Annotated in this window: 20 protein-coding genes, 1 other RNA gene and 1 pseudogene; 9 read left to right on the top strand and 13 right to left on the bottom strand. The window is 60.2% G+C overall.

Annotated elements, in window-relative coordinates; all coding sequences use genetic code 11:
* Positions 1-254: 254 nt before the first annotated feature.
* Entirely contained in the window at positions 255-1619 is a 1365-nt protein-coding gene (gene eat, locus BT119_RS00840; RefSeq protein ID WP_003436737.1) for an ethanolamine permease, read from the top strand.
* Between the two features lie 119 nt (positions 1620-1738).
* Complete coding sequence (locus tag BT119_RS00835) at positions 1739-1906, top strand: DUF2897 family protein (RefSeq protein WP_003371498.1); 168 nt, start codon at positions 1739-1741, stop codon at positions 1904-1906.
* Positions 1907-1941: 35 nt separating this feature from the next.
* Here the strand turns inward: BT119_RS00835 and BT119_RS00830 are convergent, their stop codons facing one another.
* The gene (locus tag BT119_RS00830) at positions 1942-2781 is read right to left on the bottom strand and encodes a substrate-binding periplasmic protein (RefSeq protein ID WP_032609972.1); all 840 of its coding nucleotides are present in this window, start codon (positions 2779-2781) and stop codon (positions 1942-1944) included.
* Between the two features lie 252 nt (positions 2782-3033).
* Here BT119_RS00830 and BT119_RS00825 point away from each other — a divergent pair, with 252 nt between their 5' ends.
* Complete coding sequence (locus BT119_RS00825) at positions 3034-3576, top strand: 3'-5' exonuclease (RefSeq protein WP_003371494.1); 543 nt, start codon at positions 3034-3036, stop codon at positions 3574-3576.
* 112 nt (positions 3577-3688) lie between these two features.
* A complete protein-coding gene (locus BT119_RS00820; protein ID WP_072364485.1) occupies positions 3689-3970 on the top strand; it encodes a pyrimidine/purine nucleoside phosphorylase in 282 nt (93 codons plus the stop codon).
* Positions 3971-4029: 59 nt separating this feature from the next.
* Here the strand turns inward: BT119_RS00820 and BT119_RS00815 are convergent, their stop codons facing one another.
* Complete coding sequence (locus BT119_RS00815) at positions 4030-5799, bottom strand: ABC transporter transmembrane domain-containing protein (RefSeq protein ID WP_003436741.1); 1770 nt, start codon at positions 5797-5799, stop codon at positions 4030-4032.
* A 286-nt stretch (positions 5800-6085) separates the two neighbouring features.
* Between BT119_RS00815 and BT119_RS27135 the strand changes: the two genes are divergently transcribed.
* On the top strand, positions 6086-6256 hold the full coding sequence (locus BT119_RS27135) for a PA1571 family protein (protein ID WP_003371488.1): 171 nt from the start codon (positions 6086-6088) through the stop codon (positions 6254-6256).
* A 73-nt stretch (positions 6257-6329) separates the two neighbouring features.
* On the opposite strand, the gene pdxB is transcribed toward BT119_RS27135, so the two are convergent.
* The 4 genes from pdxB to dnaX form a co-directional block, all read right to left on the bottom strand.
* Positions 6330-7472 (bottom strand): 4-phosphoerythronate dehydrogenase PdxB, encoded by a 1143-nt coding sequence (gene pdxB, locus BT119_RS00805; protein WP_003436743.1) that lies wholly within the window; start codon positions 7470-7472, stop codon positions 6330-6332.
* Positions 7473-7561: 89 nt separating this feature from the next.
* Positions 7562-7816: a sulfurtransferase TusA gene (gene tusA / locus BT119_RS00800; RefSeq protein ID WP_003371482.1), complete on the bottom strand. Its 255-nt coding sequence runs from the start codon at positions 7814-7816 to the stop codon at positions 7562-7564.
* A gap of 156 nt (positions 7817-7972) precedes the next feature.
* Entirely contained in the window at positions 7973-8299 is a 327-nt protein-coding gene (locus BT119_RS00795) for a YbaB/EbfC family nucleoid-associated protein (protein WP_002552818.1), read from the bottom strand.
* Between the two features lie 61 nt (positions 8300-8360).
* Complete coding sequence (gene dnaX / locus BT119_RS00790) at positions 8361-10571, bottom strand: DNA polymerase III subunit gamma/tau (protein ID WP_072364481.1); 2211 nt, start codon at positions 10569-10571, stop codon at positions 8361-8363.
* A 100-nt stretch (positions 10572-10671) separates the two neighbouring features.
* Between dnaX and BT119_RS00785 the strand changes: the two genes are divergently transcribed.
* Positions 10672-11466, top strand: a complete 795-nt coding sequence (locus BT119_RS00785) for a substrate-binding periplasmic protein (protein WP_072364480.1) — start codon at positions 10672-10674, stop codon at positions 11464-11466.
* A 93-nt stretch (positions 11467-11559) separates the two neighbouring features.
* Positions 11560-13245 carry an acid phosphatase gene (gene acpA, locus BT119_RS00780; RefSeq protein WP_072364478.1) on the top strand — a complete coding sequence of 562 codons (1686 nt, stop codon included), beginning with the start codon at positions 11560-11562 and terminating at the stop codon, positions 13243-13245.
* Between the two features lie 5 nt (positions 13246-13250).
* On the opposite strand, the gene BT119_RS00775 is transcribed toward acpA, so the two are convergent.
* Positions 13251-14375: a mechanosensitive ion channel family protein gene (locus BT119_RS00775; RefSeq protein WP_072364476.1), complete on the bottom strand. Its 1125-nt coding sequence runs from the start codon at positions 14373-14375 to the stop codon at positions 13251-13253.
* Positions 14376-14711: 336 nt separating this feature from the next.
* Here BT119_RS00775 and BT119_RS00770 point away from each other — a divergent pair.
* Positions 14712-15364: pseudogene (locus BT119_RS00770) on the top strand (DUF1826 domain-containing protein).
* Positions 15365-15544: 180 nt separating this feature from the next.
* Here BT119_RS00770 and ffs read toward each other — a convergent pair.
* Positions 15545-15641, bottom strand: an RNA gene (gene ffs / locus BT119_RS00765) — signal recognition particle sRNA small type.
* 226 nt (positions 15642-15867) lie between these two features.
* Between ffs and BT119_RS00760 the strand changes: the two genes are divergently transcribed.
* Positions 15868-16356, top strand: a complete 489-nt coding sequence (locus tag BT119_RS00760; protein WP_003371464.1) for a GNAT family N-acetyltransferase — start codon at positions 15868-15870, stop codon at positions 16354-16356.
* 56 nt (positions 16357-16412) lie between these two features.
* Here the strand turns inward: BT119_RS00760 and BT119_RS00755 are convergent, their stop codons facing one another.
* The 5 genes from BT119_RS00755 to BT119_RS00730 all read right to left on the bottom strand — a co-directional run bounded on the left by BT119_RS00755 (position 16413) and on the right by BT119_RS00730 (position 25809).
* Positions 16413-17579, bottom strand: coding sequence for a zinc-binding metallopeptidase family protein (locus BT119_RS00755; protein WP_003371461.1), 1167 nt, complete (start codon positions 17577-17579; stop codon positions 16413-16415).
* 470 nt (positions 17580-18049) lie between these two features.
* Complete coding sequence (gene ligA, locus BT119_RS00745) at positions 18050-20413, bottom strand: NAD-dependent DNA ligase LigA (RefSeq protein ID WP_072364474.1); 2364 nt, start codon at positions 20411-20413, stop codon at positions 18050-18052.
* 129 nt (positions 20414-20542) lie between these two features.
* Positions 20543-21406 carry a cell division protein ZipA gene (gene zipA / locus BT119_RS00740; protein WP_003371459.1) on the bottom strand — a complete coding sequence of 288 codons (864 nt, stop codon included), beginning with the start codon at positions 21404-21406 and terminating at the stop codon, positions 20543-20545.
* 250 nt (positions 21407-21656) lie between these two features.
* Positions 21657-25145: a chromosome segregation protein SMC gene (smc, locus tag BT119_RS00735; RefSeq protein WP_072364471.1), complete on the bottom strand. Its 3489-nt coding sequence runs from the start codon at positions 25143-25145 to the stop codon at positions 21657-21659.
* 4 nt (positions 25146-25149) lie between these two features.
* Complete coding sequence (locus BT119_RS00730) at positions 25150-25809, bottom strand: GntR family transcriptional regulator (protein WP_003371456.1); 660 nt, start codon at positions 25807-25809, stop codon at positions 25150-25152.
* Positions 25810-26055: the final 246 nt, after the last annotated feature.

Raw genomic sequence — 26055 nt, 5'->3', positions numbered from 1 at the left:
GTAGCTGAACCGGCGCACTGGCGGGACCCGTAGATCGGCATTTGCCCGAACAGCGTCCTCACACCTCTGAATTCCATGCACCCCTGGCGGTCATCGCCGCACCAATCCGGACCAAAGCTTTACAACGAGTTGAATCGATTCATCCTGACGTTCTGTAAACGACCCGTTTTGAAGCATCACGACACCGATGCGTGCACTGGCACGGCCTCTGCAACAGGATGTTTCAACGTTTATCGAATCCCAGGGAGAGAACAATGAGCACACAACTCAAGCCGACGCTCGGCACGATTCATTTATGGGGGATCGCGGTAGGGCTGGTGATTTCCGGCGAATACTTTGGCTGGAGCTACGGCTGGGGCGTCGCGGGTACGTTGGGCTTTTTGGTAACAGCCCTGATGGTTGCAACCATGTACACCTGTTTCATCTTCAGTTTTACCGAGCTCACCACTGCCATCCCCCACGCGGGCGGTCCGTTCGCCTACAGCCGTCGCGCCTTTGGCGAAAAAGGCGGACTGATCGCCGGCATGGCCACGCTGATCGAATTCGTCTTTGCGCCACCGGCGATTGCCATGGCCATCGGTGCGTACCTCAACGTGCAATACCCGGGTCTTGACCCCAAGCATGCGGCAGTCGGCGCCTACATCGTGTTCATGGCGCTCAACATCGTGGGCGTGAAGCTCGCGGCAACCTTCGAGCTGGTGGTGTGCATTCTGGCTGTGGCCGAGTTGCTGGTGTTCATGGGCGTGGTTGCACCTGCGTTCAGCTTCAGCAACTTCGCCCTGAACGGCTGGGCCGGTTCGCAGACTTTCGGACCCGAAGCCATTGCCGGCATGTTCGCTGCCATTCCCTTCGCTATCTGGTTCTTTCTGGCCATCGAAGGCGCTGCAATGGCCGCCGAAGAAGCCAAGGACCCGAAACGTACCATCCCGAAGGCCTATATCAGCGGCATTCTGACCTTGGTGATACTGGCGATCGGCGTCATGCTGTTTGCCGGTGGCGTGGGTGACTGGCGCACCCTGGCCAACATCAACGATCCCCTGCCGCAAGCCATGAAAGCTGTGGTCGGTGACAGCTCCGGCTGGCTGCACATGCTGGTGTGGATCGGCCTGTTCGGCCTGGTCGCCAGCTTCCATGGGATCATCATGGGTTACTCGCGCCAGTTCTTCGCCCTTGCCCGCGCTGGCTACCTGCCCGCCTCGCTGGCCAGACTCTCGCGCTTCCAGACACCGCACCGGGCAATCATCGCCGGCGGCCTGATCGGCATCGCCGCGATCTACAGCGACGGCCTGATCAACCTGAGCGGCATGACGCTGACCGCTGCGATGATCACCATGGCCGTGTTCGGCGCCATCGTCATGTACATCATGAGCATGCTCAGCCTGTTCAAACTGCGCAAGACCGAGCCTGGCCTGGAGCGCACGTTCCGCGCACCCGGTTATCCAGTGGTGCCCGGCATCGCTCTGGCGCTGGCCGTCGTGTGCCTGGTGGCAATGGCCTGGTTCAACGCACTGATCGGCCTGATTTTCCTGGGCCTGATGGCCATCGGCTTTATCTACTTCAGTCTGACCGCCAAATCCCGCGCCGACGCGCCGACCGACGCGATGCTGACCGGGGAGTAATCACCGGAGTTCTTCGGGTTGCGGGCGAATGCTTTCGCACGCAACCCCTTCAAGGCGCATACACTTGAACCATTGGGTAGCCGTGCTGCTCAAACCGGTATCACAACAAGGAGAGCGCTATGCCCTGGTATGCCTGGTTAATTCTGCTCGTAGCCATTGGCTCGGTCGTCGGCGGTTTGATGATGCTGCGCGACACAGCCAAGAAACTGCCCCTCACTGAAGAACAGCTCAAGCGCGTCCACGAGCGCAACGCAGAAATGGATGCCAAGGACGCCAAGGACCGCTAAGTGCCTCCGGGTGGCAGGCGGACACCTGCCACCCGCTACTTGTCAGGCATCTCGGCGTTTATCGGAAGCACCTTGATATTTAGCGGCTCGAAAATCTTCGCCAACTGCCCATCTGCACGCAACCTCTCCAGTAATTGCCTGAAGTGCGAAACATCAATGTTGCCGTTCGGGCGCAACAACGCATATTGACGGTAGATCTGATCGACACGGTCGGACACCATCAACTGCGCCGCTTCATCCTTGTTATGCGCCATGAAATCAATCAGGTACGAACGGGTAACGGGTGCAATATCGGCGCGGCCGCGCACCACCATCAGCAAGTTGCTGTCGTGGGAGTACGTGGAGGTAATGGTGAAGTGCTCGCTCAGGTACTTCTGATCGGTATTGAAGTTGGCAAATCCATAATGATAGCCACTGAACAATGCCAGACGTTTGTCAGCCAGGGTGTCGAAGTAATCCTGCCCCCGCCCTTCTTCCCGGCGCGCCACATAGACCTCGGCATCCTCGAGCCCCATATCGAGCTGTTCATGTGGAATGTCCTTCCAGCCCCAGTCAGGGTTTTCGAAGACTGCAACATCGAAACGCCCTTCCGTGAAATCACGAAAACGCCGGGGCACCGAGGTCGGGATCATGACGAATTCGTAGTCGTCCTGCTCGCCATTCAGGGCGTCGATCAACCTGGGTAAAAGACCGGCGTCTTCACCTTTTTCAGGGCGCACCATATAAGGGGGGAAGTGCACTGCGGCCACGCGCACGATCTGCGCGGCGAAGACCTGCGGCGTTGCCATCAACGGAATGAAGAGCATGACGCCGGTAACGATCTTGCGCGCCACACCGTCAATTAACACTGCAAGTCTTTTCATAAAACACGACATCAATCAAAGCCGTTCAAACTATGCGGTTTCCATGATTTAAACAACTGTCAAATCGACGGCGTCAGCGCTCTGCGGCATCCTTGCGGTATTCGCCCAGGCAAGTGACAGCCGCCTGCGAGGCACCAATGCAATCACCCGTGGTCACTGTAGGGGCAGTTGTTACAACAAGGGTGCCGATGCAAGGCTCAGGGTGTGCGCAACGGGTTAATCTGGCTACGCTCAAGCCATTGACTATCGTAAGGAAGCTTGATGATGCCGCACTGGCTGGTGATTGATCTTGAGGCTACGACCGAAGAAGGTGGGTGGCCGGTCGCAGAAATGGAAGTCATCGAGATAGGCGCGACACTGGTCAATCAGGACGGACGCGAGCTGGACCATTTCGAACGCTTCGTGCGCCCGGCGCGCAGGCCGCTGCTGACCCATTTCTGCCGCGAGCTGACCCATATCAACCAGAGCAGCATCGACAGCGCTGCACCGCTGACGACGGTGTGGCCGCAGTTCGAGCGCTGGTTGAGCCATCACCGTGCACGCATCGTGGGCTGGGCCAGCTGGGGGGATTACGATCGTCAGCAACTGGAAGAGGAATGGCGTCAGCATCACCTCGACAGTGCACTGTCCAGCATGCCGCACGTCAATCTCAAACAGCGTTTCGCCCAGGCTCGCCATTTGCAGAAACCGATGGGGCTGAACAGTGCCTTGCAACTGGCAGGCATGCAGTTCAGCGGGCAACAGCACCGCGCCTTGGTCGATGCGCGCAATACTGCCAGGCTGCTGCCGTTGATTCTGCCCAACTGAATGCCACTGCAGGTCGACGTTTCGTCAGCGTCGATGTGCAAGGGGCGTGACGAGTTTTAACGTGTTGGGCATACTGGCGAGCCATTTTCAGCCCTTTCAAAAGGAATCGCCCATGTTCAAGGTCAACGAGTACTTCGACGGCACCGTCAAATCCATCGCCTTCACCCAGGCCGATGGTGAGGCAACCATCGGTGTCATGGCAGCGGGCGAATATGAGTTCGGTACGGCGCAACGGGAAGTCATGCATGTGATCTCCGGCGAATTGAGCGTGAAGCTTCCGGACAGCACTGACTGGGAAACCTTTGCCACCGGCAACCAGTTCAACGTACCGGCCAACAGCAAGTTCCAGCTCAAGGTCAAAGTCGATACCGCCTACCTGTGCGAATATCGCTGAGACTCAGCGAGTGGGAGGCTTGACCTCCCACGTTGCCCACAGGCCCTCCTCACCCTCTCCTACTCAACCCCGGCATTGAACTGCAACGCCGCCAGTCGCGCATAAAGCGGGTTGCTGGCGATCAACTGCTGGTGGGTGCCCACGGCCACCAACCTCCCCTGATCCATGACGGCAATCCGGTCGGCATTCTGCACCGTGGCCAGCCGGTGGGCGATGACCAGCGTCGTACGCCCCTGCATCAGGCTCGGCAGGGCCTGTTGAATCAAGTGCTCACTCTGCGCGTCCAGCGCACTGGTCGCCTCGTCCAGCAGCAGAATCGGCGCATCGACCAGCAAGGCACGGGCAATCGCCAGACGCTGACGCTGTCCGCCGGACAATCCCACCCCGCCCTCACCCAGATGCGTACCGTAGCCGTTGGCCATGTCGAGAATGAACTCGTGCGCATGGGCAATGCGCGCCGCCGCCTGTACCTGCTCAAGGCTCGCAGTGGCGTTACCGTAACGAATGTTGTCTTCGACACTGCCGAAAAACAGGGCGGGCGATTGTGAAACCAGCGCGAAACAGCGGCGCAGATCATGGGGATCGAGCTGCGCGATCGGCACGCCCTCGATCAGAATGCGCCCTTGAATCGGGTCGTAAAAACGCAACAGCAGATCCAGAACGGTCGACTTGCCCGCGCCGGAGGGCCCGACCAGCGCCAGGGTTTCACCGGGCTCGATGCTCAGGGTCAGGTTATCCAGCGCATTGCGCTCAGGACGCGATGGGTAGGCGAAGGTGACATTCTCCAGCGCCAGACGCCCACTGATGCGCTGCGGCAGGCTCTGCAGATCCGTGGTCGGCACACTGATCTCGCTGCGTGCCTGAAGCAGCTCGCCGATCCTCTCTGCGGCACCGGCGGCGCGCTGCAGATCGCCAATCACCTCGCTCAACGTACCGAACGCCATACCGACCATCAGCGCGTAGAACACGAACGCTGCCAGCTCACCGCTTGAGATGCGGCCGCTGATCACGTCCATACCGCCGACCCACAACATCACCGCCACGGCACCCAGCACCAGAACGATCACCAGCGTGATCAGCCATGAGCGCTGCAGGATACGTTTCCGAGCGGTCTCGAACGCCTGCTCCACCGTATGCGAAAAACGCTGCTTGTCCTGCTGCTGATGGTTGTACGCCTGCACTGTCTTGATCTGCCCCAGGGCTTCGGCCACGTAACTGCCGACATTGGCGACCCGGTCCTGACTTTCGCGCGACAGATTTCGTACCCGCCGCCCGAACATGAGAATGGGTGCGATGATCAGCGGCAACGCCACCACCACGATACTGGTGAGTTTGGGGTTGGTGATGAACAACAACACGATGCCGCCAATGACCATCAGCGCGTTGCGCAGGAACATCGACAGTGACGAGCCGATGACCGACTGCAACAGCGTGGTGTCGGCGGTCAGTCGCGACTGGATTTCCGAACTGCGATTGTTTTCGTAGAAGCCCGGATGCAGTTCGATCAGGTGATCGAATACTTTCTTGCGCAAGTCGGCAACCACACGCTCGCCGATCCACGACACCAGATAGAAGCGGGCGAAGGTTCCGACGGCGAGGCCGACCGTCAGCAGCATGAAAAACCCGATCGAGCGCTCGAGCAACTGCGGTGAGCGGGTCATGAAACCCTGATCGACCATCAGTTTGATGCCCTGCCCGATCGACAGGGTGATACCTGCGGTGATGACCAATGCCAACAACGCGCCGAGCGCCTGCCAGCGATACGGCGCGATGAAGCTCGCAGCCAGACGCAAGGCCTGGCGATGACGTCGGGTAATCCGTGAAATCATGAACGATGAACCTGCCTGTGTGCCCGATCTGTCTGAGTTGCAAAGCCTACACCTGTGTGGCCGGGGCGCCGAACATCATTTCGAATGAACTTGCGGCTGGCTTCCAGAGTCAGGTTATGACTGCTTTACAGAGGCCGCTATAAGACATCGATCTAAGCGCCTGCTGGCAGATTTGCATCATATCTGTTGCACTTGCAGCGCGTTTGAGCGGCTGACAGTACCTGTCACGGACCGGTCATCAAGCGCGGTTAACTTAACGCCGTTACCTGATGAAAGGAGAAACACCATGAACCCGCAAGAGCGCAGCAATGAAGTTCAGGTTGTTCGAGCCACGCCTAATCTGCCGGTTGGCGGTGCCATTCTTGACCAGCACGGACAAGAAGTCCTGATCACCGAAGAAATGGTTCAGGCTGCCTGCCAGGAATGCGACAAGCACTGGGTAACCCCGGAAAAATAAAACCAAGCCGTACCAGATATTTGAAACCCGACCCTCGGTCGGGTTTTTTATTGCCTGATAACCCGGCTGGCGATCAGACCAGCACCGCACCCAGCGCCCGCACCAGTTGTGCCAATGCCTCGGATTCTCCCTCCAGATGAACCTTCAGCCCTTCGATTTCCCGACGTGGCGGGTACTGCTTGCGCAATGCATCGAAGGCCAGACGCTGGCTGGCGGTGTCACCGGTCAGGCTGCGGCGGAAATCCGCATCGTCACGTCGCGGGTCATACACGCCGCGGCACAACATGTTAAGCGCCCAGACCGGGTCGCAGGCCGCGTCGAGACTGACCTGCGCCAGCCAGGGTTTTGGCAGCAGATCGTCCAGCTCGATCGTCGCAGGCTGATCAAGAAAGCCACACAACGCCTGATAGATCTGTGCAGTACCGCGCTGCCTGCCATCCAGGCTGTAACCGGCGATATGCGGTGTACCCAGAACGCACAAGTCAGCCAGCGCGACGTTGACCTGCGGCTCGCCCTCCCACACATCCAGTACGGCCTGCAGGTCTTCCCGCTCAAGCAGCACGTCGTGCAACGCCGCGTTATCCACTACGGCGCCACGGCTGGCATTGATCAGCCAGGCGCCCTGGCCGAGCTGACGCAAACGCGCGTCGTCGAGCAAGTGCCAGGTCGGTGACGCCCCGGTTTTGTTCAGAGGCGTGTGCAGGCTGATCACGTCACAGCGCTGCAGGATCTCGTCAAGGCTGACGAAGTCGCCGCCTTCGGCAGCCTGGCGTGGCGGATCGCAGACCAGCACGTTCCAGCCCAATGCCTTCAATACGCTGATCAGCCGACCACCCACCTGCCCTGCACCGACCACACCGTAGGTGCGCTGCGCAAGATCGACCCCTTCGATTTCAGCCAGGGTCAGCAGGCTGCCTAGGACATAGTCCACCACGCCGCGCGCATTGCAGCCCGGAGCGCTGGCCCACTGGATACCGGCTTGCTGAAACCAGTCCAGATCCAGGTGATCGGTGCCGATGGTGCAGGTCCCGACAAAACGCACCGGGCTGCCCTCAAGCAGTTCGCGGGTCACGGCGGTGACCGAGCGAACCAGCAGGATGTCGGCATCCGCCACAGCGGCTCGGTCCATGGCGCGGCCCGGCAAGCGATGAATCTCACCGAAATGAGCAAAAAAAGCGTCGAGCAGGGGAATATTTTCGTCAGCAACAATGCGCATGGAAGACTCTCTGGGTCTGGCGAACAGGGACCTGCTCGAATCGGGAACAGGTGCGTCGTGAACAGGCGCGGGTTGCAGCGATGTGGTGATCAGTCGGACTTCTTGCGGATCCAGTACAGGAACGTGCCCTCTTCGGCTTGCTCCGCAACCAGTTCATGACCGAGAAATACACAGAATTTCGGGATATCGCGACGCGTGGACGGATCGGTTGCAATGACCTTGAGTAGACCGCCCGCGGGCAGGTCACGCACCTTCTGGTGCAACATCATCACCGGCTCCGGACAAAATAGCCCGACGGCGTCCAGCTCGGCGTCGACAGTGAGGTTTTCAATGGGCTCAGACATGGGGCACTCCAGAGACGGGGGACGATTGTCGCTCAATTCGGTCGGTCAGGCCAAATGCTGATGGTTATACCGGCGCCGAATGGCGGCGCGCGGCCAGACAGCAGACAGAAAAATGCCAGGCACAGGGCCTGGCACTGATCATGACCCGGGCGAGCGTCAGAACGGCAGCTTCATACCGGGCGGCAGCTGCATGCCAGCCGTCATGGAAGCCGTCTTGTCCTGGCTGGCCTGCTCGATCTTGCGCACGGCGTCGTTGACGGCGGCGGCGATCAGGTCTTCCAGCACTTCCTTGTCTTCCTGCATCAGGCTGTCATCCAGATTGATGCGCTTGACGTCATGACGACCGGTCATCACCACGCTCACCAGGCCTGCGCCCGATTGACCGGTGACTTCCGCGTTGGCCAGTTCTTCCTGCATCTTGGCCATTTTTTCCTGCATTTGCTGCGCCTGCTTCATCAGGCCAGCCATGCCACCTTTCATCATGGGATATCTCCTCGAAAATGGATGGTTCGTTTGCGTGGCGCCAGCGGCGCCCTGTGTTCAGTTATTGAGCCTGCGCCGCAGGTGTGTCAACGGGCTTGATCGTGTCTTCCCGGATCACAGCGCCAAACTGTTGCAGCATCTGCTGGACGTACGGGTCGGCCTGAATCGAGGCTTCGGCCTGGCGCTGGCGCTCGGCCCGCAGCCGTGAAGCAGCCTGCGCAGGGGTTTCCTGCTCTGGCTTGATCAGCTCGATACTCAGATTGATCGTGCGCCCATGATACTGGTTCAACGCATCGTTCAGGCGCCGCTGCTGGGTCGAGTTGAACAACGCGCTGTGCGCAGGGTCCAGGTGCAGCAGCCAGTGGTCGCCATCGACCGAAATCAATGTGCAGTTGGCCGCGATGCTGCCGGTCATCCCGGAGATCGGCAGCTTGGGAAACACGTCCAGCCATTCGGCCGCAAGACCGGTGGCCGGTTTGGCGGCAGGAGCGGGCTCCGGCTCGACGGCTTCAAGTTCGACGACACTTTCGTGGGCCAGCTCATCCAGATAGCTGTAGGACGCCGGATCTATATCGATGTCCGGCTCGACGTAATCGTCGTCCGCTGGCGGTTCGTCATCACGGCCCATCGGCCCGGAGTCGGAAGACATCGAATCGGTGTGCATGGACAGATACGCAGAGTCCGGGATGGCTTCGAGCATTGCCGGCGTGTCCTGTTGCTCGGCAACCGGCTGCGCCGGCTCGGCTTCAGGTGCGGCCGGCACCGGGCTGGCGGGCGCAGGCGTCGGCATGGGCGTCAGGTCGGGCTGCTCGGAAACGGTCTCCAGAACCGGCTCGGCTACTGGCTCGGCAGCGGCTTCGGTATCAGGCGCAGTTTCGGCGGCGGGTTCGGCAGACGGGGTTTTCGGCTCGTTCCACGGCAGGTCGAGGTCTTCAACCGGCGCGGCTTGTGGCTCTGGCTTCGATTCCGGTTGTACCGCGGGCGCTGGCCGGACGGCGGCCGGCATCGGAGCCGCTGAAGGCGGCAGCGCTTCGAAGGCCGGATCAGGTGCAGCCATCACCGGGGCGGTCGACACTGCGGGAGTTGCCGATGCAACAGGTGTCGCATCAGCCACTGCTTTTCGGGAATCAACCGTGGCCTGGCTGATCCCCACTGGCTTTAGCGGCTGCCTCGGCGCGTCCTCGCTGTCGGCAGGACGAAACGCCAGCATGCGCAACAGGACCATCTCGAAGCCACCACGCGGATCAGGGGCCAGCGGCAGGTCACGACGACCAATCAAGCCCATCTGGTAGTAAAACTGTACGTCTTCGGCAGGCAGGGCCTGCGCCAGGGCCAGCACCCGGTCACGATCGCCATGACCGTTGTCGACGCCTTCCGGCAACGCCTGGGCAATCGCCACACGGTGCAGCACGTTGAGAATTTCCGAGAGCACGCCGTTCCAGTCAGGGCCCTGCTCGGCCAAGTGGCGTACCGCCTCCAGCACGCCACGCGCATCGCCTTCCAGCAATGCGGTCAGTACATCGAAGACCTGGCCGTGGTCCAGCGTGCCAAGCATGGCACGTACATCGGCAGCCATGACCTTGCCTTCACCGAAGGCAATGGCCTGATCGGTGAGGCTCATTGCATCACGCATCGAACCGTCGGCGGCGCGCCCGAGCAACCACAGCGCGTCGTCTTCGAACGGTACGTTCTCGACGCCCAGCACATGGGTCAGATGCTCGACCACGCGTTCAGGCGTCATGTTTTTCAGCGAGAACTGCAGGCAACGCGAAAGAATGGTCGCCGGCAGCTTTTGCGGATCGGTGGTGGCAAGGATGAACTTGACGTAGGGCGGCGGCTCTTCAAGCGTCTTGAGCAAGGCGTTGAACGAGTGGCTGGACAGCATGTGCACTTCGTCGATCAGGTAGACCTTGAAGCGACCGCGACTCGGCGCGTACTGCACGTTATCCAGCAGCTCGCGCGTATCTTCGACCTTGGTACGGCTGGCGGCGTCGATTTCGATCAGATCGACGAAACGGCCCTCGTCGATCTCCTTGCACACCGAGCAGGTGCCGCAGGGCGTCGAGGTGATGCCGGTTTCACAGTTCAGGCACTTGGCGATGATCCGCGCGATAGTCGTCTTGCCGACGCCCCGTGTGCCGGTAAACAGATAGGCATGGTGCAGGCGCTGGCTGTCCAGCGCGTTGATCAGGGCCTTCAACACATGAGCCTGGCCGACCATTTCGCGGAACGAGCGCGGACGCCATTTACGTGCAAGAACCTGATAACTCATTTAAAACCGTCGCAACTGGTAAGCGGAAGACCGCCAATGCTAGCCGAGCAGGGGCAAAATTGCATCTGGTGTCCGTCTCTATTGTGGCTAAGCTGTGCAAATGACTCTATTGACGCGCTTTATTCGGGCCTTCACCACGCCGCGGCTGCCTCGTGCAGCGGCGGCCTGCCTGCTATTGCTGGTGCCGCAAAGCGGCAGCGCGGCGCAGAGGACCTTGAGCTTTGCGGTCAATGAAGGCTGGACCATGCCGATGATGCACATCACCGACTTTCGTCCCGAATCCGGCATTCTGTTCGACATCATGCAAAGCCTTGCGCACCACGTGGGCCTCGAGGCCAGTTATCACGTAATGCCGCGCCTGCGCATCCAGTCGGCGCTGGAGCGCGGCGAAGTCGATATGCACTGTTACAGCGCCCAGGCGTGGTACCCGGACTTGTCCGGGGATTATCTCTGGAGCCTGCCGATTCTCTATCAGCGCGACTGGCTGGTCGCTTCGGCGGTGACGGCTGCCGGCCCCTACCCCGAGCAGTTCGACAACGAAACCGTCGGCACCGTGCTGGGCTACAACTACCCGGCCCTGGAGCACCTTTTCGAGAATCACAAACTGGTCCGTGAAGACGCGCGCACGCAGAATCAGACGCTCGGCAAGCTGATGGCCGGGCGCTACAACTACGCGGTGACCAATCAGTTGATCCTCGAATGGACCAACCGGAACCTGCCTGTCGGCAAGAGGCTCAAGCCGATATCACTGGTCGCCGAACAACCAGCCGCCTGCCTGATCCGCAATAACCCCGACCTGCCAGTGGGCAGAATTTTGCGCACGCTGGTGCAGATGCGTCTGTCGGGCGAGATCCAGCAGATCATCGATCACTACACAATGGCCACGGCCCCCTGATCCTTCATCTACGCTGTCGCAATAGCGTCATATTCCATGGTTACGCTCGCGTGAAATCTTTGGTAACACATTAACCAGCGCGAGTATTTGGCGATGAGCGACAGACCAGACGACGAAGATACCAACGAAAACCCCAGCCGCCGTCGTTTTCTGGGCGGGATGGCTGCCTTGGGTGCAGGTGTCACCCTTAGCAGCTACGTTTCCGCCCACGAGAAGCCGCCCGGCGACAACGAACGGCATCATCACCTTGCCGGACCCGCGCTGGATCGCGCCTTGCGCGAAAATGTGAAAACCATTGTGGTGATCTACGCCGAGAACCGCAGCTTCAATAACCTGTTCGGCGATTTCCCCGGTGTCGAAAAGCCGCTCTCCTCGCTCAGGCCTTCCGATTACGAGCAGCGCGACCGCGACGGCACGCGATTGTCCAAACTGCCACCTGCCTGGGGCGGCGTGCTGCAGGTCGGACCGCAAACCGTCGATGGCGTGACTTATCCGGTGGGCGAGCAGTTTCAGCAAGACCTGCCCAACGCGCCGTTCCCGCTCAAGGGACCGAACGGTGAAGACCTGCCGCTGAGCCTGGTGACCCGCGATCTGTGGCACGTGTTTTACCAGAACCAGATGCAGATCAACGACGGCAAGAACGATCGTTTCGTGGCCTGGTCGGATGCAGGCGGCCTGACCATGGGCAACTATGCACAGACTCAGTACTCGCTGCGCCTGTGGGACGTGGCCGAGGAGTTCGTGCTGTGTGACAACTTCTTTCAGGGTGCTTTCGGCGGCTCGTTCCTCAATCACCAGTACCTGATTTCAGCCACCGCGCCTATTTACCCGAACGCCGCCGAATCTCCGGCCAAGTCGCAAATCGCTACCTTGCAGAGTTTCAACCCGCAGGATCCGCGCCTCAAACCGCTCGACAAGTCGCCGGCCAGCGCCATGGACGGACCGCCACAATTTGGCCCCAGCGCCATCACGCCGGACAACTACGCCGTCAACACCATGGCCCCGCCCTACTGGCCAACCTGGCTGCGCGACCCGCAAAACCCTGATTACTCGAAACCGGATCTGCCCAACGTGCTGGTTCCGCAAAGCCACGAGCACATCGGTGACAAGCTGTCGAAAAGGAATGTTGACTGGGCGTGGTACGCCGGTGCCTGGCAAGTGACGCTGGATGAATTCAAGGACTCCACCGGGATCCCGAAAATCCCCAACTTTCAATACCATCACCAGCCGTTCAACTACTTCAAGCAGCAGGGGCCGCAGCACCCTGAAGAGCGCAAGAAGCGCCTGCGTGACGGCGGGCTGGGTGACGAGTCGAGCACCAATCGCTTTCTCGCCGATGCCGAAGCGGGCAAGTTGCCTGCGGTAACCTTCTACAAGCCCCAGGGCAACCTGAACATGCACGCCGGTTACGCCGACGTTGCTTCGGGTGACCGGCACATCGACCGGGTGATCAAGGTGCTGCGCAAGAGCCCACAGTGGGACAACATGGTGATCGTCGTCACCTTCGACGAGAACGGCGGCTGGTGGGACCATGTCGCGCCGCCAAAAGGCGACCGCTTCGGGCCCGGCACGCGCATTCCCGCTCTGGTCATCTCCCCTTTCGCCCGCAAGGGCAAGGTCGACCACACGGTTTACGACACCGCCTCGATCCTGCGCCTGATCACCCGCGTGCATGGCCTGGAAAAACTCGACGGCCTGAAACGCCGTGACGAGGCCATGATCGCGCGTGGCCAGGCGCCGATGGGCGACCTGACCAACGCGCTGCAGTTTCCGGCCTGATCCCGTCAGGTGGTCGCGTCGGCAGCCTCCAGCGCAGTCGGACGAGCGGTTTTCACCGGTGGCAGGGACGCCACGTACACCGTGCGGGACGGGAACGCGAAACGCACGTCCAGTTCGGCAAAGGCTTCCATGATGTCCAGATTGATCGCCTGCTGCACATCCATATAGACGTTGTAGCTGGGGTCGAGCACGATGAAAACGGTCTCGAACTCCAGTGATGTCTCGCCAAAACCCCGAAAATGCGAACGGTCGAAACGCGCCAGTTTCTGCGCGTTGATGATCGCTTCGACTTTCTTCGGCACTTCCCTTATCTGATCGACCGAGCAGTCATAGGTCAGCCTGAACTCAAAGACAATCCTTCGTTCCTGCAAGCGTTTGTAGTTCTGGATGGTGTTGTTGATCATGTCGGCGTTGGCCATCACGATCTGCTCGCCACCCAGGCTACGGATCCGCGTGGTCTTCAGGCCCACGTGCTCGACCGTGCCGGACAACGCACCGACGACGATGAAGTCGCCAACCTCGAAAGGCTTGTCCACGGCGATGGACAGCGAAGCAAATACGTCGCCCAGAATGTTCTGCACCGCGAGTGCGACCGCAATGCCGCCGACCCCGAGGCTGGCGACGAACGCGGTGATATTGACCCCGACGTTCGACAGCATCGCCATGACCACCGTGGCCCACAGCAGCACCTTCGCCCCCCACAGACTCAACGTAGCCAGCGCGCTGCCCTGAAAGGTGCCGCCAGCGTTGTGACGCACGAAGTAGCGCTGCAAGGCGAGCGCGATTGCCCGGTTCGCCCACAGCCCGACCTGTAATGCGGCGACCACGAACCACAGACTGCTGACCCGCCCGAGCCAGCGCTCCGGCAGATCGAGCATGCCGATGCCGATCAGAATGGAAGCCAGCAGCAATAACGTATTACTGGTGCCCGACAGCACCTGCACCACGATGTATCGCATATGCGTGCTGGGCGCATCCGCACGCGAGCGCATCTTTCTGAGCACAAAACCGATCACGCCCCTGACCAGAACAAAACTCAGGGTCGAGGCGAAAATAGCCAGTATCCAGTTGGCGAGCGATATGCCCAGAAATTGCGAGTCTGTAAAAAATCTGATGATGTCCTGTTCCATCCGGCCCCCGGCTCCACTGCTGCGAGACGCCTGACCGAAAAGCCCGTGACACCCGCAGCGACTTGAATTGCCCCTTGCCGTAAAACGGTTTCAAGCGACGCGTAAGGAGTTAGGGGATGTGTGGAAGTGAGGGTTCAGTTGAATTGGCTATTGATCGATCACCTGAACGCACACCGAGTTTTCACTGTTCGTCGAAACTGATCGGACAGCATGGAACCTCTCCTCAATGAGTTGCCACTCACGGCCCCGAGCGACGGGCTACCAAGCCCCAAGCGTTCAAGCGGCCCAAAAGGCCAATTCGTGGTTAACACCACATTCAAGCAGAGGAAAATATCCGTGACCTACGGCATTCGCGGCGGAGTTGGCACATCGCTTACTACACCCAGCCCCAGCCTTTTGATGAGTTGAAGCTGAAGCCGGAACAGATTCAGGAAAAGACGGCAAAACTCATGGAGAAAGGGTATTTCACCGTTCCCATAGCAGAACCTACAAGACGTTTTTTGCATGAGCAAAGCAGTCTCAGTAACCCCGCCTGGAGACAGGAGACCGTTGGAAAGGTTATTGATTTGAAAGCAACCGACTACGAACGATCAACGACAGCCGTAGCGAAGGACATTGCAACCACTCTTACCGGGAAGCAACAACAATTGAGGCCTCATGAGTTCCAACTGCGAAGGGCCAAAAATCAGGGCGCAGACCAATGGCATCAGGATAAGGGGCCGAAAAAGGTCATCTGCATCGCCACCATCGAGGGGCGCGGCACCGAATACGTGAAGCGCGCAGAATCAGAAGGAATATTTGAAGCGGGGCATTTTGGGAAAATGACGCCTCTGGATGCCAGGGCGGTCGAGCAGAGAACCAGAGAAGCCAAGCAAGACCGCTTCTATTTCTTTGCGGGCAAAGGTATTTGCGAAGACAGCATTCCCAAACTGGTACACCGCTCGCCCCATCAGAGTGGTCGCTCCATCTTCCTGGCACGATGGCAGTAAGGCAGGCCATGCAGGATTAACCGCCGGCCTGGAGACATCCGGCGGTTATCTCCGTGCCGGGCAGACTGTTTTTACAGACGCACGAAGTTCTCGCCAGCGCAGGGCGCCGTCGAAACAGGAATAGGCTTTCATTTTTACGAGCAGGCCACTTTCAGAAAAGGACCTAGAGATAGGTGGTGCCCCCACCAGCCACACCCCGGCACACAATGTTCCCGCTGTGGCTGCTTCCTTCCGGATCTGACCAGGTTCACGGGTAATCGTTGCGGGGGGACCGATGGGGTCACCATAACGACACTCACCAGTTGGCGAGCCGCGCCATTGTACCGGTCTTGCGCGAGTTTACAACCGTTGCCGCGGATAAAAATTTCGAGGGGGCTCAAGCACTTGTGTGCCGGGGCTGAAAGGCAACTGCGTGCCGGTCATCAGCGTTACAAATCCTCGAAACGGCGCCATTCGATCCTGTACCCTGCCCGCCTCAACCATAATCAGCCAGCAGGTTGCTCATGCAGACTCGATTGGTCGACTACCACGACCTCAGCGCCTCTCAACGCCAACAGCTCGGATACCTCGAGGTTACGCAGGAACAGATACAGTTCTCCGGCGACATCTATACCGCGCTCAATACGCTTCTGGTCAGACCCAGCCCGAATATTTGCGGCTTCGCGCTGCTTGGTGACGAGAAGCCGGTGGGGTTCTTCCTGCTCAAGCGCGATGATTGTCTGCCGCACTGGGCTCAGGAGGCTCTGACGGCGACACTGCATGCGTTGCAGATCGATCACCGTGAACAGGGCAAGGGGCTGGGCAAGGCGTGCCTGCAAGCGTTGCCTGCGGCGTTGCGCCTGAAATGGCCGGACATCACTCAATTGATGCTGTCGGTGGATGCGGACAACTCGGCCGCCATCGGGCTTTATACCGGCCAGGGCTGGATCGATACCGGTGAGGCGTATCGCGGGCGGATCGGTTTCGAGCGCAGGCTGACCCTGACGCTTTGAGCCGCTTTTGCACAAAGGCCTGACACGCCGCCGAAGCGTGTCAGGCATGGCCCGCGTTACTGGGCCTGCAAAACCTCATCGGCCTTGCCACCGGCATCCTGAATAACCAGGTGGATGAAGTGCAGCTTGGCGATGACCGCTTGAGGCAGCACGAACGGATAGAAATCCGGCTGCCCCATGCTGCGTGACAACTCGTTGAGCATGCTCGCCAGCTCGATCCAGGCATTGACGAACGACAGGAACGCCGGGCCGCCCGGATGCTGAGGGTCGTAGAGCACTTCCAGCGGAAACGGCTGGTAGTCGAGCTCCATGTCGCGAGCGCTCATGCCAAACCCCAGCGCGGTGTCGACCGCATCCATCATGTGCAGGTAATGCGCCCAGGTTTCGGCCCAGTCTTCCCACGGATGCATGGTCGCGTAGGCACTGACGAAGCTTTCCTGCCAGTTGTCCGGCGCACCGTTCTGGTAGTGATGATCGAGCGCGTCGGCGTAGCTGGCGCGCTCGTCGCCGAACAGGTTGCGATAACTGTCCTGCCAGTGGGTATTGGCGATGAGCCGATCCCAGTAGTAGTGGCCGACTTCATGACGGAAATGGCCAAGCAAGGTGCGATAGGGTTCGTGCAGCTGCACGCGCATCGCTTCACGGTGTGCGTCGTCGGCTTCTTCGATGTTCAGGGTGATCAGGCCGTTGGCATGGCCTGTGGTTGGCAGGTTGCCCTCCAGATCGACACCGACGAAGTCGAAGGCCAGGCCGGTCTCTTCGTCGACAGTCTTGGGAATGACCTGCAGGCCCAGGGAAATCAGCTGCGCGACCAGACGCCGTTTGGCGGTCTCGACCTTGCGCCAGCGCTCGCCGTTTTCAACCACCGACAGGTCGGGAATGGTGTGATTGAGGCTGCACGCAACACAGAATTCGCCGGAATTATGCTCTGGAAAAAGCCAGTTACAGGCTGCCGGGGTGCCGAGGTTGGCGCAACGCCGATACAGCCCGGCACCCGGCTCATCGCTCAGGCGCCAGGTAGTAGGCTCAGGCCCCGCTTCGAGCGTAGCGACACGCCCCTGCTCAGGCAGGTAGCCCAGCGCTGCAGAACAGGCCAGGCATTGGGTATTGGGGAAAAACACCGACTGGCCACAGGTGCACTGCCAGACCTTGCTGTTACGTTTGGATTCGCCGACAAATGGGGCGGTGATGCGTGAACTCAGTTGCTCGAAAAAGCGATACATGGCGATCTCCCGTTGACCTTGCATGGACTAGATCATACCGACGCTTCAGGGGTTCAAAATATTATCGAGCGGCATGGATGATGAGGCTTACGGCGTGTTCATGGGCCAAAACGGTGCGTCGCACGGTAGTCGGGATTATCGTTCCTCACGCTCCAGCGTGGGAATGCCGTGTGTGACGCTGCGCGCAAAAGATCTACGCCGCACCATCACACTCAAGACCGGACGCAGAGCGTCCAGAACTGCATGCGACGCGGAGCGTCGCACGATAATCAAGACATGCCTAAGCAGAGCATCGCACGGTAGTTGGGATTATCGTTCCGCACGCTCCAGCGTGGGAATGCCGTGCGTGACGCTCCGCGTCACAGATCTACGCCGCACCATCACACTCAAGACCGGACGCAGAGCGTCCAGAACTGCATACGACGCGGAGCGTCGCACGATAATCAGGGCATACGGAGCGTCGGTCTTCCTCAATCAACCGCCACACCCAGCTCGGTCAAGCGTTTGAGCAGTGCATCTTCGTCCAGCACGGTAAGGCCGAGTTCGTTGGCCTTGGTCAGTTTCGAGCCAGCACCCGGCCCGGCAACCACGGTGTGGGTCTTGGCCGAGACCGAGCCGGACACCTTGGCACCGAGGCTTTCGAGCTTTTCCTTGGCGACATCGCGGCTCATGCGTTCCAGCGAGCCGGTCAGTACCCAGGTCTGGCCAGCCAGCGGCAAACCTTCGACGGTTTTTTTCTCGCTGCGCCAGTGCATGCCGAAGCCCTTGAGCTGGGCTTCGATGGCGCGGGCGCGCTCGGCGTTTGCGCTGTCGTCGAAGAAATCGCGAACCGACTTGGCCTGTTTCTCCGGCAGTGCCTGACGCATGTCCAGCCAGTCGGCACTGATGATGGCTTCCAGCGTACCGAACCGGTCCGCCAGTTTCTGCGCAGCACCCGGCCCTACCGACGGAATGTGCAGTTTGTCGATCATCCCTTCCAGCGTGGTGCTGGCCGCGAACTCGGCGCCCAGCTCGCCCTGGTCCTGCAATTGCAAACCGCATTCACCGAGCAGCGCATCGATGACGCTACGGTTGTGCTCGTCCTCGAAGAAGCTGTGAATCTCGTATGCGACTTCCAGGCCGACATCCGGCAGGTAGGTCAGCACTTCCGGCAAGGCCTGTTGGACACGCTCCAGCGACGCCAGCGAACGCGCCAGGACCTTGGCCGTCTCCTCACCCACATCGGGAATGCCCAAGGCATAGATGAAACGCGCCAGGGTCGGCTGTCGGCTGTCGGCGATGGCCTTGAGCAGTTTATTGCTGGAGATTTCCGCGAAGCCTTCCAGGTCGATGATCTGTTCGTATTTCAGTTTGTACAGATCGGCAGGCGAGCCGATGAGTTTCTCATCGACCAGTTGCTCGATGGTCTTGTCACCCAGCCCTTCGATGTCCATGGCGCGACGCGATACGTAATGAATGATCGCCTGCTTGAGTTGCGCACCGCAGGCCAGACGCCCGACACAGCGATACACCGCGCCCTCGGTGACGGTTTCCTTGCCTTTGCTGCGTTTGATCAGCTGCGTGCGCTCGACATGCGAGCCACACACCGGGCAGGTCTGTGGAACCTGCACCGCCCTGGCATCCTCGGGGCGGCGCTCGGCAACCACCTGCACTACCTGCGGAATCACGTCACCGGCACGCCGGATGATCACCGTGTCGCCAATCATCAGGCCGAGCCGCGCCACTTCGTCCATGTTATGCAGCGTGGCGTTGGCGACCATGACGCCTGCCACCTTGACCGGCTTGAGCCGCGCGACCGGCGTTACTGCGCCCGTGCGGCCTACCTGGAACTCGACATCCAGCAGTTCGGTCAGTTCTTCCATGGCGGGGAATTTGTGGGCAATCGCCCAGCGCGGCTCACGGGCGCGGAAGCCCAGTTCGCGCTGCGCTGCCAGGTTGTTGACCTTGAACACCACGCCGTCGATCTCGTAAGTCAGCGTCAGGCGTCGCTCACCGATATCGCGGTAATAGGCCAGGCACTCCTCGACGCCATTCGCCAGTTTCAGCTCGCGACTGACCGGCATGCCCCATTTTTTCAACGTTTCAAGCACGCCAATATGAGTGTCGGCGATTTCCGCCGACGTCTGGCCCAGGCCATAGCAGCAAAACTCCAGCGGCCGGTTGGCCGTGATCTTCGAATCCAGCTGACGCAGGCTGCCTGCCGCTGCGTTGCGCGGGTTGGCGAAGGTCTTGCCGCCGATTTCCAGCTGACTGGCGTTGAGGCGCTCGAAACCGGCCTTGGACATGAACACTTCACCGCGCACTTCCAGCACATCCGGCCAGCCTTTGCCCTGCAGCTTGAGCGGGATGTTGCGCACTGTGCGCACATTGACGCTGATGTCTTCGCCGGTGGTGCCGTCGCCGCGCGTCGCCCCCCGCACCAGCGCGCCGTCGCGATACAGCAGGCTGACTGCCAGACCGTCCAGCTTGGGCTCGCAGCTGTACTGCACCTTGCTGCCTTCGCCAAACAGGTCGCCGGCCGGCAGATCCAGCCCCTCGGTGACCCGGCGATCGAATTCGAGCATGTCGTTTTCTTCGAACGCGTTGCCCAGGCTGAGCATCGGCATTTCGTGGCGCACCTGGGTAAACGCCGACAAGGCCGCGCTTCCGACCCGCTGCGTCGGCGAATCGGGAGTGACCAGATGAGGGTTTTCCGCCTCCAGGGCCTTGAGCTCGTGAAACAGGCGGTCGTACTCGACATCCGGAATGCTCGGCTCATCCAGAACGTGGTAGCGGTAGTTGTGCTCATCCAGCTGTGCACGCAGTTCCAGGATTCGGGTTTCGACGGCCTTCATACGGTGTTCTCTCAAAAAGCAAAAAAGCAGCCGAGGCTGCTTAATCTGTTGGCTCTGTTCTGTTCATGTCAGGCCCCGCCAGAGCGGGCCGCAGCACGCTCATGATCGGAGACCTGCCCAAGGGTTCGCTCAACCGCGACGCTGGGTCAACGCCCGACGCTCGAACTCGACGATGCGCTGGCGATAATGCTCGATGGTCTGCGCGGTCATGACGCTGCGCTGATCATCCTTCAGTTCGCCATCCAGCTCGTGAGCCAGCTTGCGAGCGGCGGCAACCATCACGTCGAATGCCTGCTTGGGATGACGAGGGCCTGGCAAGCCGAGGAAGAAGCTCACTGCACGGGTGCTGAAATGGTCGATATCGTCCAGGTCGAACACGCCGGGCTTGACCGCATTGGCCATCGAGAACAGCACTTCGCCGTTGCCAGCCATGCTCTCGTGACGGTGGAAAATATCCATCTCACCGAAACGCAGGCCGCTTTCCAGGATGTTCTGCAACAGCGCCGGGCCCTTGAAACCGCCTTCGCTGCGCGAAATCACGCTGATGACCAGTACTTCCTCTACCGGAGGCAGGTCCTTGTCTTCGGTGATGCGCTGGGCCGGCTTGTCGTCCGGGAAATCGTCGTCGCGTGCGGTAAACAGGCTCGGGCCGTCGAGATCCAGGTTCAGGTCGCCCTGCTGTGGCTCATCCTTGCGCTTCTTGTCACTGCGCTTCTCGCTGTTGCCACGCTTGCCTTCACGCGGGCTGGCGCTCATGGACGGCAGATCGTGCTCGTCGAGCTGCGGCTCCTTGTGGGTATCCAGCACACGAGGCGGCCCGAGCAGTTCGGCAGACGTGGTCTCTTCTTCATCCGGAAGGTTGGAGAAGCTCCGATCCAGTCTGAATTTCAATTTACCCTTGCTGCCGCGCATACGGCGCCAGCCATCAAAGAGAATACCGGCGATGACTATTATGCCGATGACGATCAGCCACTCGCGCAGACCGATTTCCATGTAATCCAGTGCCTCTAATGAAGAAATCTGAAAATAAGGGCCTAAACCCCTTTAATACGTGGTGCCAAGTCTATGTTCTGACTGGCAATTCGCCCACGCGAAAATAAAAAGTGGTCACTAAACTAGCACGACCAAAGGTAACTTTACACCGTCTGTTACGTCTCTTCGCCGCCCAAGTTGCCATCTCATGTACCAGCGTCTCGTTTTCAGGCCTGTGGACAGCCACTTGCCCGCAGAACGAGGCGTCGAATCAGGCATCCACCAGCGCCATCGCCTGCTCCACATCCACCGCCACCAGCCGCGAACAACCGGGCTCGTGCATCGTTACCCCCATCAGCTGATCAGCCATTTCCATGGCGATCTTGTTGTGGGTGATATAGATGAACTGCACCGTTTGTGACATTTCTTTCACCAAACGTGCATAGCGACCCACGTTGGCGTCATCCAGCGGCGCATCCACTTCGTCAAGCATGCAAAACGGCGCAGGATTGAGTTTGAAAATGGCAAAAACCAGCGCCAGCGCCGTCAGGGCTTTTTCACCACCCGACAGCAAATGAATGGTGCTGTTCTTCTTGCCGGGGGGACGCGCCATGATTGTCACCCCAGTATCGAGTAAATCTTCGCCCGTCAGTTCCAAATAAGCGGAGCCGCCACCGAAAACTTTTGGGAAAAGTGCCTGAATTCCGCTGTTTATCTGATCGAAGGTATCCTTGAAGCGGTTTCGGGTCTCCTTGTCGATCTTGCGAATGACGTTTTCCAGAGTGTCCAGCGCTTCGACCAGATCGGCATCCTGCGCATCCAGATAGCGCTTGCGCTCGGACTGCTGCTGATACTCGTCGATGGCCGCGAGGTTGATCGCGCCCAGGCGCTGAATACGCCCGGCGATACTTTCCAGTTGCTGCTCGGCAGCCTGTTCGCTGGCTTCCGGCGTCAGTGTCGCGAGCACGCCATGCAGGTCATAGCCGTCTTCATGCAACTGGTCCTGCAAGGCTTTGCGACGCACCGTCAGCGCCTGCCACTCCAGACGCTGTTGTTCCAGCTGGCCACGCAGCAGCTGCGATTGCTGCTCGGCCTGAGTGCGGCGCTTTTCTGCCTCGCGCAATTCGCGGTCAGCGTCTTCGAGTGCGTTCTTGGCGATGCGCATTTCGTCATCGACCACCATGCGCCGCTCCAGCAATTCTTCAAGCTTGAGGCGCAGTTCTTCGAGCGGTGCCTCGCCCTCCTCCAGATTCAGGCTCAGTTGCTCGCGCTTCTCGGTCAGCCTTTCGGACTGCATGCGCAGGCGCTCCAGCGCCTGACGGGTCGAATCGTATTGCGCCTTGATCGAGCCGAGACGCACCGCCAACTGATGACTGTGATCCTTGTGCTGCCGCGCATCCTGACGTATCCGGTCCAGACGCTCACGCAGCGCATCACGCTGGGCCTGCAGCACCTCGCGCTGCTCGGTATCCTGCGCCATGCTGTCCAGTGCATCCTGCAATTGCAGGCGCGATTCGCCGAGGTGCTCGTGCTCGACAGCGCGTTGCTCACCCAACTCGGCCAATTCTTCATCAAGACGAGAGCGCCGCAGGGTCAACTGCTCGACTTTTACCCGGACCGCCGACAACTGCGCTTTCAGTTCGCTTTGCTGACGGGTTTCGTCCTGCACGCGACGGCGCAACTGCTCACGAGCGTCTTCCTGCTGCGACTGCTGCTCGCGCAAGACCAGCAACTGCTCTTCCAGGGTGGCCAGAGTCGCTTCGCGCTCGTCGCGCTCCAGACCCAGCTGCTGCAATTCCTGACCGCGCGCCAGCACCCCGCTCTGCGCTTCGCTGGCGCGGCGTACACGCAAAAAGTGCCGCCCCACCCAGTAGCCGTCACGGCTGATCAGGCTTTGCCCGGCGCTGAGTTGTGCACGCCGCGCCAGCGCCTGGTCCAGGTTCTCCACCGGTATCACCTGACCCAGCCAGGCGGACAGATCAACCGTGCTGTCGACCTTTTCCAGCAAACTACCGGGCGCGCGAACCGTGTCGGCACCCGCACTGATCAAGCGCAGATCGCCCTGCTGAAAACCGGCCAGATCGAGCCCGTCGAAGTCATCCACCAACACGGCCTGCAAATCCGCGCCAAGCACGGTTTCCAAGGCCAGTTCCCAGCCGGCTTCGACGCTCAGCCCCTCGGCCAGACGCGGCCGTTCGGCCAGTTGCTGATCCCGCAGCCACTCGGCAGTGCCGGTGTCCGGGTCAAGTGCCGCCTGCTGCAACGCTTCCAGGGACGCTAACCGGCCGTTGAGACGTTGCAGCTCGCCCTGCGCCTGCTGTTGCGCCTGGCTGGCGTGCTGCAACGCTTCGCGCAATTGTTCAAGACGCTCGACCGCCTGCTCCTCGCCCATGTGCAGCTCTTCAAGGGTCATGTCACGGGCGGCGAGGTCTTCGCTCAATTCCAGAATGGCCGCATCTTCCGGGTCAGCGGCCAGCAGTTGACGCTCTTCGGCCAGCCGCCGCTGGCGCTCTGCAAGGCGTTCGATGCTCTGTTCCAGCTGTTGAATGCGTGACTGCTGGACCTGTGCCTGACGCTGCGGCTCGGCGGATTGCTGATTGAAGACGTCCCACTTCTCCTGCCAGCCCTGCATGGCCGCTTCGGCGTCTTCCAGAGCGATGGCCGACTCCTCGGCGGCGGCGCTGGTCATTTCCTGCTCGGGCTCGAGCATCTCCAGCTCTTCGCCGAGGGTGGCGAGCAAGGTGGTGTCGTGCCCAAGGTGCGATTCGGTTTCCTGGCGGGCACGCTCGGCTTCGCGCAGGTCATCCTGCAATTGGCGCAGCCGCTGCTGACCGTGCTGAATGCTCTGCTCGACGCGGGCAATGTCGCCGCCGACCGAATAAAAGCGGCCCTGCACCAGGTTAAAGCGCTCGGACAGATCATGGTGGCCGTCGCGCAGCCTTTCGATACTCGCATCGGCACTGCGCTGATCGGCCACCAGCGCCTCGAAGCCGACCTCCTGATTGCCGATCACCGCCTCGCGCTGCCCCACCAGATCATTCAGCGCCTGCCAGCGCAGGGCCGACAATTGCGCTTTCAACTGACGCTCTTCGGCCTTGTATTCCTGATACTTCTCGGCGGCCTGAGCCTGTCGGTGCAGACGCTCCAGCTGACGCTCGAGCTCTTCACGCAGGTCGGTCAGACGCGCCAGGTTCTCGTGGGTGCGACGAATGCGGTTTTCGGTTTCCCGGCGCCGCTCCTTGTACTTGGAAATCCCTGCGGCCTCTTCGATGAAGTTGCGCAGGTCTTCGGGCTTGGCTTCGATCAGCTTGGAGATCATGCCCTGTTCGATGATCGAATAGCTGCGCGGCCCCAGGCCGGTGCCGAGAAAGATATCGGTGATGTCGCGACGGCGGCATTTGGTGCCGTTGAGGTAGTAGCTGTTCTGACTGTCGCGGGTCACTTTGCGGCGAATGGAGATTTCCGCATACGCCGCGTACTCGCCGACCAGCGTGCCGTCCGAGTTGTCGAAGACCAGTTCGATGCTGGCCTGGCTGACCGGTTTGCGGCTGGTGGAGCCGTTGAAGATGACGTCGGTCATCGACTCGCCGCGCAGGTTCTTGGCCGAGCTTTCGCCCATCACCCAGCGCACGGCGTCGATGATATTGGATTTGCCACAGCCATTGGGGCCGACGACAGCCGCCATGTTGCTGGGGAAGTTCACCGTGGTGGGGTCGACGAAAGATTTGAACCCCGCCAGCTTGATGCACTTCAGGCGCACGGCGTCAGCCCTTTGCCAGGGCGGCCAGCACCAGCTGGCAGCTGCGCTGACAGTAGCTGACCAGCACGACACGAATCTTCGGTATGTCCCGCGCCACCACTGCGCCAAGCAGTTCGTCGAACAATGCCAGGTAGTCGCCCATATCGGCCTTGCGTTGCTCGAGCGCGAGGAAATAGCTGCGGCTCATGGAAGGCTGCAGGTTCTCGACGGTTTCCTCGAGGTACGGGTTGTTGGCGAACGGATAGGCCGCGCGCATCACATTGAAGCTCTCTTCGACGAATGCGTTGACGTCCTGCTGCTGGAAACTGCCCTGCAGACGCTGTTGTATCTGCAGAAACGGCGCAAGATCGTCCTCGGTCTTCCAGCGCTCGACCACCGCATTGGCCAGCAGAATGTAAAGCTCGCTCATCAGGCAGCACAGGCTGGTGACGTTATGGGCGTTGAGCACCGTGACCTGCGCGCCACGACGCGGCAGGATCACCACCAGGTGGCGGCGCTCCAGAATCAGCAGTGCTTCGCGCACGGAGCCACGGCTGACGTTCAACGCCTGCGTGACTTTCTGCTCCTGAATACGCTCTCCAGGCTTGAGCTCACCGCGAATGATCCGCTCGGCAAGATGATGAGCAATTTGCTCAGCGAGGCTGTCCGGGGCCTTGAACGTCATGACTATCCTTCAGAAAAAACCAGTTCAGCATGCAAGTCGCGGAGTGTATCGCAACCGGCACGGGTGGCGCAGGGCCATAAACACGGAAACTGGCACGAAATACGCAAAACCTTGAATACACCCGGCAGGCGATTCAAGAACCAGAGGTTGTTTGATCGGCAGATCGCCGAAAAACTCAATTTCCTGACTCCGAAGTCAGAAACAAATTGACCCAATAAACAGAGCTGATAGATTCATCGACATGTC

The sequence above is a fragment of the Pseudomonas sp. NFACC10-1 genome (assembly GCF_900119195.1).
GTDB classification, from domain to species: Bacteria; Pseudomonadota; Gammaproteobacteria; order Pseudomonadales; family Pseudomonadaceae; genus Aquipseudomonas; species Aquipseudomonas cerasi.
The sequence above is the reverse complement of the archived record's forward strand: the minus strand, read 5'-3'. Positions and strand labels throughout refer to the sequence as shown.